Here is an 8,666-nt window from a genome sequence, read left to right as displayed (position 1 = left end):
AGTGGACCATGCCGATTCGTGATTGGAAGCCGGCCTTGAATCGCTTTATTATCGAATTCGGTGACCGCCTGGACGGCCACCTTTAATGGGGTGGGCAGTTACACAGATTTATTTACAGGCTCTCGCCTGGCAGGCCCCAATTCTTTTTTCGCACAACGCCAACCTTTATCCTGACTCCACTTCCGGTCAATTGGGTTCGCGTGAAGGAATCAATCCTCATGCGACGGCTGATCCCGCTCTTCCATGAAATCCTCGGAAACCCCCTCGTTGGAGTCAAAGTACTCATCCCAAACCGGATCGGTAGGTCGCTCATAGCGTTTGACAGAACCTTTTAGCCGCTCAAGTGGGGAAAGCTCCTGCGGGAGAGGCACGGCCAACTCATCAGCATGAGCCGAATCCACATCCAGGTCTTCCAACAGTTCCTGTTCAGTAAAGCGTTTCTTTTTCATCACGGCCATCCTCCGAGTGAGCATCAATGCCACACAGGGCAGTTTAGCAGGGCGTCGGACGCGCCAGCGAAGGGCCGTTCCGAACAGCCTCTCCGATTCAGTTTATAGCTAAGGGGCCAAAGGCGCACCTCAAGTTAGCCCCCCAATAATTTGAAGCTCTGGCCCAATAACTTGCAGCGGTCTTTGACTACTCGAAGACAGGTATCACTTGCAGAGTTATTTCCCCATCATTCTCTCGTATCTGATTAATAGACGCCTCGGAGCTGAGGAACTCACTCGCGTTGATTATTATCTCAGCATCAGAAGAATGGCAGGTAATACAGATCTCCTTGCTCTCACCGAAGTCCACATCGAGATCCTCGTAAGGGTAACCTGGCGCAAGAGCCAACTTCATGGATGTCCCGTCCGGGCTATCGGTCATCTCCAATAGGGTTTTAGGGACTACTCTCACGCGGATGCTTTCTGAATCCTCATCCACATCCGCCTGGGTAATAAGATCTATACCATGGGATTTCCTCTTCCCCATGTTCTCAATCTGGCCCATGAAGTGATCGTTGATTCGGGCCGCCTGATTCCCCAAATTGCTTGAAATAAGTATCTCATCAGCGACTGCAATCACAGAAACTTCCGCATCCCATCCTTCCTCCTCGATCTCAAAATCTGAGCGCTCAACCATGGTCTTCTCGAAGCGCCTTTTGGCCTCCTCCAGCGGGACATTCAGATAGATAGCGTGGTTCTGATTGTCCGCATAGGTGATGACAACAGCCTGCATTAACGACTTGTCTGTGCGCGGATCGATTCCTTCAGCATCGCTCGACACAGCGACAGACTTAGTCCTAAAAAGAACTTGTGGGGTGGTATTTTCGGTCATGAATTCTCCTTTTCTGACCTGAGTATACAAGACAGGCCTCCGATTCCAGAACAAGCCGCGTGCGATTCTCAGCCAGCCAAAGCAAGTTACTGCTCACAGCTATTCCAAATCCATCAACGCTTTGGTCAGATACGTCTGAAGAGCGTTGGACAAGGTGCTAATATCAACATCTTCACGGTTCCTCTGCCGCTTCCATACCTCATTCCGAAGCCATAGTGCGACGGCATCGAAATTGTCTCGCGCCCTTTGCTGTTTTAGCAGCCAGACCAGGTCTCGCCCTTGCGAAATATTGTTCAAACGAATTAAAACTTCCGCCACTTCGGCGATATCTCTCTGAGTCTCGAAGCTAAGAGATGATTTAGGCATTTTCAGATTCCTCCAAGTCTTCTGAACGCGAGCCAATCAGGCGCTCGAAGGCGCTGCCGTCCATACGGGTCACATTCGGAATAAAACGCGAGTAAACCTTGAACAACATTTCAGTAGAGGAATGGCCCAACACTCGAGCCACCCATTCAGGGTTCTCTCCGGATGCCAACAACAACGTGGCTGCGGTATGCCGTGTCTGATAAGGCCGACGCTTTTTCAAGTTCAGAGCGTGAAGTAAGGGGTACCATACGCGCTTGGTGACATTATTGTGATCAAGTGGCTCACCAAGGCGATTACAGAATACGAACTTGCTCAGCTTGCCAGTTGCCGCATGCTGAGCCTTGAGTGCGTCGTAAACCGGACCAAACATCGGGATTTCCCGCTGGGAGCCATCGGTTTTGGTGTACTCGGTCTTACCATTGATCAGCGTCTCGCGAACGAGAATCTCGCGCTTCTCGAAATCCACGTGCTCCCACTTCAAGCCATCGATTTCGCCCGTGCGCATACCGGTGTAGAAGCGAACCAGGTAGTAATTCTGGTAGTCCGTCCGCACGTATTTGGTAATCCGTTCTACCTCGTCCAGTGAGAAAGGTTCGATGTTTACTTTCCTCAGCTTCAGCGGCTTGATGTTGCGATACGGGTTTGCAAAGTCGTAGCGCTCGGCGCCTTCGGTCAGAATCATCCGCAGAATCGCCATGTGGCTATTGATGGTCTTGGGAGCCATCTGGATATTGCCCGCCCTACCCTTGCGGCTCGCCAGCTTGTTGCGGGCTGCCAGGATGTTGGCTTTGGTGATTTCTGTCAGACGTTTGTTTTTAAATGCCGGCTTGAGAGAGCTCTCCAGAATAGACTCAACATTGCGTAGATGAGAGGCGCGCCACTGAATCTTGTTCTCCTCAAGCCACAGGTCGGCGAAATCCGGGAACAGCGGCGACTGATCGATTTCCTGATCCGCATCAGCCATTACATTGTAAGCCCGACCCGTGCAGGATAGCGCGCCTGCCTTGGCCAGCTTTTTCAAGTTCTTGCTGCCCGGAAAGAATTCAGCGTAATCGAATTCACCCAAAAGGATTTTGGCCTCAACCTTCTGAAGAAGAGCTTCGCATTTTTTACGATTTGCCGGCGTATCTGGCAGCGCGGTCTGTTCCCTGCACCGCAGCCCCTCGAACATAAAATCCAGATAAAGCTTGCCGGTCTCCTTACGCTCTCTCACCTTACCCATGACATACCGCTCCGCTTGCCATAGGAATTGACAGTTGTTCGTGCTCACGAGCACCGACCAGCATCTCCTTTTCGACTTCTTCCCAGAGGAAAAGAATTTTCCGCCGGCCGAAAGGCTTTATGTAATGCTTGCCCTCCAACAGCACAGTGTCTTTAAGACATTGACGAATTGTCCGGCAGTCGTATTTGATGCGGCCAGCAAGCTCTTCAGTGGTCAGGTAGGTGTAGGAATTTTCCATCGAAATCTTCCTTCTGTTGCGCTACGCTAAATCAACAAAAGACATTCTCCATATCAGAATGCCATCCTAAATGACATTTTAAGCAACAAAAGTACATTTGCAAGCATTTTTTGCCATTCTGGATGACATTTTTTAATTAAGGATGATCAAAAATGGTTCGATGCCATCTCGCTCGGCTGATGGGCGAGCGAAAAATGAAGATCGTGGACGTAGCCAGAGAGACGGGGCTTAACAGGAATACTGTAACCCTGCTCTACAAAGAAACAGCGCAAAGGATAGACCTGGACGCTATTGAGAAACTTTGCAGATTATTTGAATGTGAGGTGGGAGACCTGCTCGAGTTGCAAGAAGATCATTGATCAAATGAGATGGTTAAAGGGCCACGCTCATTAAATTAACATATTTTTCCGCAATTTTGCTCCATCGCTTGACCCGTCGCGGACTACCCACTCCGTTTGCCGTGACCACAAAGCGGACCTTTTCAGATAGGGGCCTGCCCAATCCCTATCCGGAAACAAAGCACGCTGAGGTCGCAAAGCGAACATTCAAAATGGGCTTGCCAATGTTTGGAGTGAGAGGCGGCGGGCCACAGCCCAGCCAGCAAACATCTGCTCGGTGGTAGTGCCGGATGCCAATACTTCTACTGCTGCGCTTTAAGCATTGAAGCCATTTTCTGATGGATCAAGTTGACCGCCTTTAGGGGCCGAATCATAACCTTGAAATCTACGACTTTTCCCTCCTCGTTCCACTTGATCATGTCCACGCCGTTGACAGCGACACCGTCGAGTTCTACTTGAAACTCCAGCACTGCGTCTCTTGGGCCGATGACCTCTCTAACGTATTCGAAGTTTTCATTGAAGAAGACCTGGAATGCGGCAGCAAGGTATTTTGTGGCAAGTTCCTTTCCGACCTGAGGCGTATGAAGAATCGGCGAATGGAAAACTACGTCTTCAGCGAGGAACGCATCCAAGCCCTTCACATTTCCAGACGCCGCAATTTCGTGCCATGTGGCAAGAGTATCGATAGTCATGTGCTTCCTCCCAGTGATATTTGTATTCGAAGCCCTACGACCTTGCTCACCAGCCCAGCAGAGCGAAAGCATTTATAGTAAAGCTTGCGCAGCAAACCAAAAGCTGGCGTAGCGCTGGCAAGCCACCGATATCCTGAACAGCTGACAGCTTTGTGTTCAGTCGGCACTCTTGAGGCCGTCCAAAAATTCAATCAATAGCTCATTCACTGCTGTCGCTCGCTCGCGCTGAATCCAGTGCCCCGCATTGGGGAGAATGTGACAACCACGCATGCCAGGTAATGTGTGAGAAAAATTATCAATATTCGCCTGAGCATTGGGAAACTTCAGCACATCGTCAGTCTCACCAGCAATAAACAAGGAAGGTTGATGGATCACCATGCCTCGCCAGGGCGTCATCAATTCCCACGTCCGTGTAATGTTGCGATACCAGTTAAGCCCTCCACTGAACCCCGTTCTGCGAAACTCTGACGCGTATTCCGCGATATCCTGCTCGCCTAGCCAGGCTGGCAGTATTTCAGGCTCTACCGTGTTGTTCAAAATACCCTTTCCGGGCTGAAGCATGCCAAAGGTAACGGTATCTGGCCCATCGCCAGATGCGCTGAAGTGCATTCGTCTGATTGATGCCTCGACATCTTTTTCCAGTTCCGCCTCGGCCACGCCGGGCGTCTGGAAGTATTGAAGATAGAAATCGTCGATCCCGGCATGGTGAAGGTCAGACAGAACATCGGTAGAAGCAACTGGCACGAAAGGCACGCTCATGCCTACAACAGAAGTAAAAATGTCAGGTCTTAACAGGGTACTGGTCCATGCCACAATGGCACCCCAGTCGTGGCCCACGATAACGGCATGTTTTTCGCCAAGTGCATGGACAAGTTCAACCATGTCTCCTGCGAGGTGCAGCACCGTATAATCGACTGGGTCTGACGGAGCCGTTGTTCCCCCATAACCTCTCATATCGGGTGCGACCGCTCGATAACCCGCCGCCGCAAGAGCGGCCATTTGACCACGCCAGGAAATCGCCAATTCAGGAAAACCATGACACAAAAGCACCAGTGGCCCGCTGCCCATGCTGGCGACTTTCATCGTTAAGCCATTGGCTTCTACCGTTTGAATATCCGGCCCCGGAACATCGAATCCTGTCGATTGAAATTGGGTATCCATAAAGACGCCTTCCTATGGTTCAAGCATTGGCAGCCAGACGGAACAGGTTTTCCACGGCATTAGGCGCGCTTTGTCCGAATCGTTGCAGTTGACTCTGTTTTTCATGATCGTCGGCCCGGATATTGGCGATACGACCAGCAAAAGCATGCAAACGACAATTCGTCATGAATCGGGCAGTCTCCGGGTGCTCTTGCCAGTGATGCATATTCATCAAATTGTGCGCTTGAGACGTCAGATAATCTTTCACTGTGTCTGTGAGTGGGGCTGGCCTGGTCATGGCTTGACGTAACGCCTCGTCCTCAATGTTTGCTTCGATGAACGCAATTAATGCGCTGCTAAAGCAGGGTTGCCACACAAATATCGGCTGGAGGTTGATCTGATCCTGCTGGAAAACCGGCGTGAAATCTTTATAGTTGTTGCTCAACGCGGAAGCGGTGCAATCGATATATAGTGTGTCTGGCAGACTGCTTGCTTCGCCTTTCGTCAGCCGCATTCCTTTCTCATCGATGGCTTCGACGCGGCCCATCCTGATAATGTTATTGATTCGATTAAGCTTCACGATGTCCGCTTCGGTGACGAGGGCTGCATGGAACATCGTGGGCCAGACATTCTTGTCTAAACGTAGCCAATTACCTGCCGACTCCATGCCCAAACAGATATCTTCAACGCTTTCGGCCGCCGCGTAGATTTCGTTTGAGCTGGCAAGAAGCTCCAGTGCCTCCCCGAATAAGGCCTCACCAGGTTGCCACTTGCGACGGTTATAGAACCATGAATCACGAGGTACCACCCAAGTGATCTTGTCGGCGGGATAATCATTGTCCAGAAGCCAGCTGATGCTATCGATTCCAGTTTTCCCGCCTCCGAGCACGGTGATATGCCCGTATTCGGGAGCAAGTCGACACAAAAGGTTGGGGGGAACACAGGCAACTCCTTCAGCGACTTCGAAGCGAGGTGTGTGAGTCATGGGGATTTGAACTTCTATGTGCGTGGCGTCGACCAGCTTTTTATTGACCTTCACGTTATGCGACTCGCCCGACATAAGTGAGACAACGCGTCCGTCGCCCTTGTATTCACACAAAGGCAGATGCTTCACACGCCCGGAAGGAATAAACGCCTCTTCCATGAGCGCATGGTAGTAATGAAGGACTTCAATTCCCGTTGCCAACTCATAAAAGCCTTTGTTGGAGCCGGTTTCATCAATTTTCTCACGCCCAAGTACACGCGAAACAACGCCATAAAAACTCGACGGCTGATGTAGCCGCACGAAAGGATAGGCGTCATTCCAGTGGCCACCTACTTTGGGGCGGCGGTCGACCATCAAAAACGTGGCGTCGGTTTCTGTAAGCATTGTGTCGACAAAAGCCATTGCCGAGGCACCACTACCAATAATGAGATAATCCGTTTGGTAATCCATTAGTTTTCCCTCCATTGTTCAACTGATCCTGGTTCTGGGACTGTTGGCAGAGATGCGGTTTATTTGAAAAGGTTGCGGCTTGCGATCTGCCGCTGAGATCGTCCTAATACAAATGCTTTTAAGAAGCTGTTCCATGCTCTCGGGGTTGGGCTTCCGGGAGGCTACACTTATTGTGCAGATAATAACTATTGCTTATGCTAATCACTATGGACAATTTTTGATCAGTCGCATAATCATAAAATGGCATAAGCCCTAGTTTTAAAGAGCTGGAATGGCGTTCTCGAGGTATAGGATGCCATCCGGAGGGGATAAATTTTTCGACTCTGCGGAGAGGAGATTGGTGCTGATAGGGCGCAGTGCTATTGTTCGCTTTTGTTTACCAAGGGAGGCTGCGCTGGTCGCAAACCGAACATATGGATTAGCCAGTAGTCCCGTTTTGAGCTGCGCCACTGGGGGCGAAACTGATTATCTTCCCGTGATCTCTCTTGCAAGCATTAGTGCTGAGCTACGGGCATTATCGCTGAAAAGTGCATACTGGCGCCCATCAACTAGAAACTTGAGCAGGCCGTTAGCTAACATCTCCCTAGATTCCAGATCTGGCATGTTGTAGGTCCAGTTGGTCAAAGCCGAAAGCCAGGCATCTTCCGGCGTCATTCCAGATTGCGCCATTATCCGCGATGCAAAAACGGATACTTGCCCGTTATCACCTGGATTTATACCAGTCACGTCAGCCCAAACTCCGGCAACCTTCGCAAACTTTGTCTTCTCTTTCAGCCAACCAAACATACATATTCTCCCAATTAATGTGAGTCCAACATTCCCTGTAACTTCACTGCGGTTTTTACTGGTCTAGAAAGATCGAAATAAAAACTCTGCTTATCGCCGCCTTCGGTACATACGGAAATCATTTTTATCGACTTTCGAGAATCTTTTGGGTCTTTGAGAGTGAACTCAACTTCCCGGGTCCAGCCCCCTCCACAATGACTAGTTATTACTCGATCCATCAATGTCTGCGCCGTCCGCATGGACCCACAGTTTATGATTGCTGGGGTATGCTTGGTTAAGCCATCCCCACCGTAAATTGCCGGTTTATCGTCTTCGCCCTTCGATTTACCACTGAAAAAATTAGAGAAAAAACCCATGACACAAACCTCCATTTAGACGAAATCAGACCAAACTCCCTGATTGCAAATGCATGCTTTGAAGATGCGCGTCAAATGATCAAATCCAAAGACGCTGCCCACATCAGCGCTCATTGAAAGGCTAGACTATGTCGCAGCCGCTTTCCACATAGTCTATGTACTACGTCTGGGACGACTTCATTTCTACGAAAATGCCCGCTCTAACGTAAATTTCAAGCAGCTTTCATTACCGTTCAAAAAATGAAAGATGACGGGTTTAGAGTGGTCCAAAGGGCCACTCTATAAACTTACCCAGGCGTAGACTTGCGAGAGCCCAAACACGTTTTCAGTTCCGACATCATATTGGAGCATTCATCCGGCGACCAAATTCACAGGGGAGATATAGGTTTGAAATCTTTTCGCTTATATCCGAATTCGTGTTCCACTGAAGTAGCTGGATATCTGGGCGCCATAAGTTGTAATCACAGATCGCACTTTTCTTGCGACAAGATTTTGGTACGAATAAATCCGCCACTCGAATCGTAGAAGGAGGTACTGATTGAGTATCCCAGAAGCATAAAAAGAATGTTTACTGGCGTGGAGCAGATGTAGTTGTTAAAGCTGGTGAAATATTTGCTTACAAGGCCGGGAGTCTGAGCAGCAACGTCAGAAGAGCCTGTAAATAAATCTGTGTAACTGCCCACCCCATTAAAGGTGGCCGTCCAGGCGGTCACCGAATTCGATAATAAAGCGATTCAAGGCCGGCTTCCAATCACGAATCGGCATGGTCCACT

The 8,666-nt window shown here is 49.8% G+C and carries 10 protein-coding genes; 1 reads left to right on the top strand and 9 read right to left on the bottom strand.

The genetic code is table 11. The features are described 5' to 3' along the window. Positions 1-209 precede the first annotated feature (209 nt). From KEHDKFFH_RS19680 to KEHDKFFH_RS19660, 5 genes are all read right to left on the bottom strand, one after another. Entirely contained in the window at positions 210-449 is a 240-nt protein-coding gene (locus KEHDKFFH_RS19680) for an AbrB/MazE/SpoVT family DNA-binding domain-containing protein (RefSeq protein WP_104323472.1), read from the bottom strand. 187 nt (positions 450-636) lie between these two features. After that, complete coding sequence (locus KEHDKFFH_RS19675; RefSeq protein ID WP_104323471.1) at positions 637-1,320, bottom strand: hypothetical protein; 684 nt, start codon at positions 1,318-1,320, stop codon at positions 637-639. A gap of 99 nt (positions 1,321-1,419) precedes the next feature. Next, entirely contained in the window at positions 1,420-1,686 is a 267-nt protein-coding gene (locus tag KEHDKFFH_RS19670) for a hypothetical protein (protein ID WP_092034143.1), read from the bottom strand. Further along, positions 1,679-2,908, bottom strand: a complete 1,230-nt coding sequence (locus tag KEHDKFFH_RS19665; RefSeq protein ID WP_104323470.1) for a site-specific integrase — start codon at positions 2,906-2,908, stop codon at positions 1,679-1,681. Before KEHDKFFH_RS19665 ends, KEHDKFFH_RS19670 begins: the two co-directional genes overlap by 8 nt. Continuing rightward, positions 2,901-3,146, bottom strand: a complete 246-nt coding sequence (locus KEHDKFFH_RS19660; protein ID WP_104323469.1) for a hypothetical protein — start codon at positions 3,144-3,146, stop codon at positions 2,901-2,903. Before KEHDKFFH_RS19660 ends, KEHDKFFH_RS19665 begins: the two co-directional genes overlap by 8 nt. Positions 3,147-3,298: 152 nt before the next feature. On the opposite strand from KEHDKFFH_RS19660, the gene KEHDKFFH_RS19655 reads away from it, so the two are divergent. After that, entirely contained in the window at positions 3,299-3,505 is a 207-nt protein-coding gene (locus KEHDKFFH_RS19655; RefSeq protein ID WP_104323468.1) for a helix-turn-helix domain-containing protein, read from the top strand. 281 nt (positions 3,506-3,786) lie between these two features. On the opposite strand, the gene KEHDKFFH_RS19650 is transcribed toward KEHDKFFH_RS19655, so the two are convergent. From KEHDKFFH_RS19650 to KEHDKFFH_RS19635, 4 genes are all read right to left on the bottom strand, one after another. Then, the gene (locus KEHDKFFH_RS19650) at positions 3,787-4,176 is read right to left on the bottom strand and encodes a nuclear transport factor 2 family protein (protein WP_104323467.1); all 390 of its coding nucleotides are present in this window, start codon (positions 4,174-4,176) and stop codon (positions 3,787-3,789) included. A gap of 156 nt (positions 4,177-4,332) precedes the next feature. Then, on the bottom strand, positions 4,333-5,337 hold the full coding sequence (locus tag KEHDKFFH_RS19645) for an alpha/beta fold hydrolase (RefSeq protein ID WP_104323466.1): 1,005 nt from the start codon (positions 5,335-5,337) through the stop codon (positions 4,333-4,335). 19 nt (positions 5,338-5,356) lie between these two features. Further along, on the bottom strand, positions 5,357-6,751 hold the full coding sequence (locus tag KEHDKFFH_RS19640; RefSeq protein ID WP_146084241.1) for an NAD(P)/FAD-dependent oxidoreductase: 1,395 nt from the start codon (positions 6,749-6,751) through the stop codon (positions 5,357-5,359). A gap of 465 nt (positions 6,752-7,216) precedes the next feature. Beyond that, on the bottom strand, positions 7,217-7,537 hold the full coding sequence (locus tag KEHDKFFH_RS19635; protein ID WP_104323464.1) for a hypothetical protein: 321 nt from the start codon (positions 7,535-7,537) through the stop codon (positions 7,217-7,219). Positions 7,538-8,666 lie beyond the last annotated feature (1,129 nt).

This window comes from Marinobacter maroccanus (genome assembly GCF_002933275.1).
Taxonomy (GTDB): domain Bacteria; phylum Pseudomonadota; class Gammaproteobacteria; order Pseudomonadales; family Oleiphilaceae; genus Marinobacter; species Marinobacter maroccanus.
The sequence above is the reverse complement of the archived record's forward strand: the minus strand, read 5'-3'. Positions and strand labels throughout refer to the sequence as shown.

Coding starts and splice junctions, on each gene's coding strand:
- KEHDKFFH_RS19680 (WP_104323472.1), bottom strand. CDS start 449: ATGAAAAAGAAACGCTTTACTGAACAGGAACTGTTGGAAGACCTGGAT.
- KEHDKFFH_RS19675 (WP_104323471.1), bottom strand. CDS start 1,320: ATGACCGAAAATACCACCCCACAAGTTCTTTTTAGGACTAAGTCTGTC.
- KEHDKFFH_RS19670 (WP_092034143.1), bottom strand. CDS start 1,686: ATGCCTAAATCATCTCTTAGCTTCGAGACTCAGAGAGATATCGCCGAA.
- KEHDKFFH_RS19665 (WP_104323470.1), bottom strand. CDS start 2,908: ATGGGTAAGGTGAGAGAGCGTAAGGAGACCGGCAAGCTTTATCTGGAT.
- KEHDKFFH_RS19660 (WP_104323469.1), bottom strand. CDS start 3,146: ATGGAAAATTCCTACACCTACCTGACCACTGAAGAGCTTGCTGGCCGC.
- KEHDKFFH_RS19655 (WP_104323468.1), top strand. CDS start 3,299: ATGGTTCGATGCCATCTCGCTCGGCTGATGGGCGAGCGAAAAATGAAG.
- KEHDKFFH_RS19650 (WP_104323467.1), bottom strand. CDS start 4,176: ATGACTATCGATACTCTTGCCACATGGCACGAAATTGCGGCGTCTGGA.
- KEHDKFFH_RS19645 (WP_104323466.1), bottom strand. CDS start 5,337: ATGGATACCCAATTTCAATCGACAGGATTCGATGTTCCGGGGCCGGAT.
- KEHDKFFH_RS19640 (WP_146084241.1), bottom strand. CDS start 6,751: ATGGATTACCAAACGGATTATCTCATTATTGGTAGTGGTGCCTCGGCA.
- KEHDKFFH_RS19635 (WP_104323464.1), bottom strand. CDS start 7,537: ATGTTTGGTTGGCTGAAAGAGAAGACAAAGTTTGCGAAGGTTGCCGGA.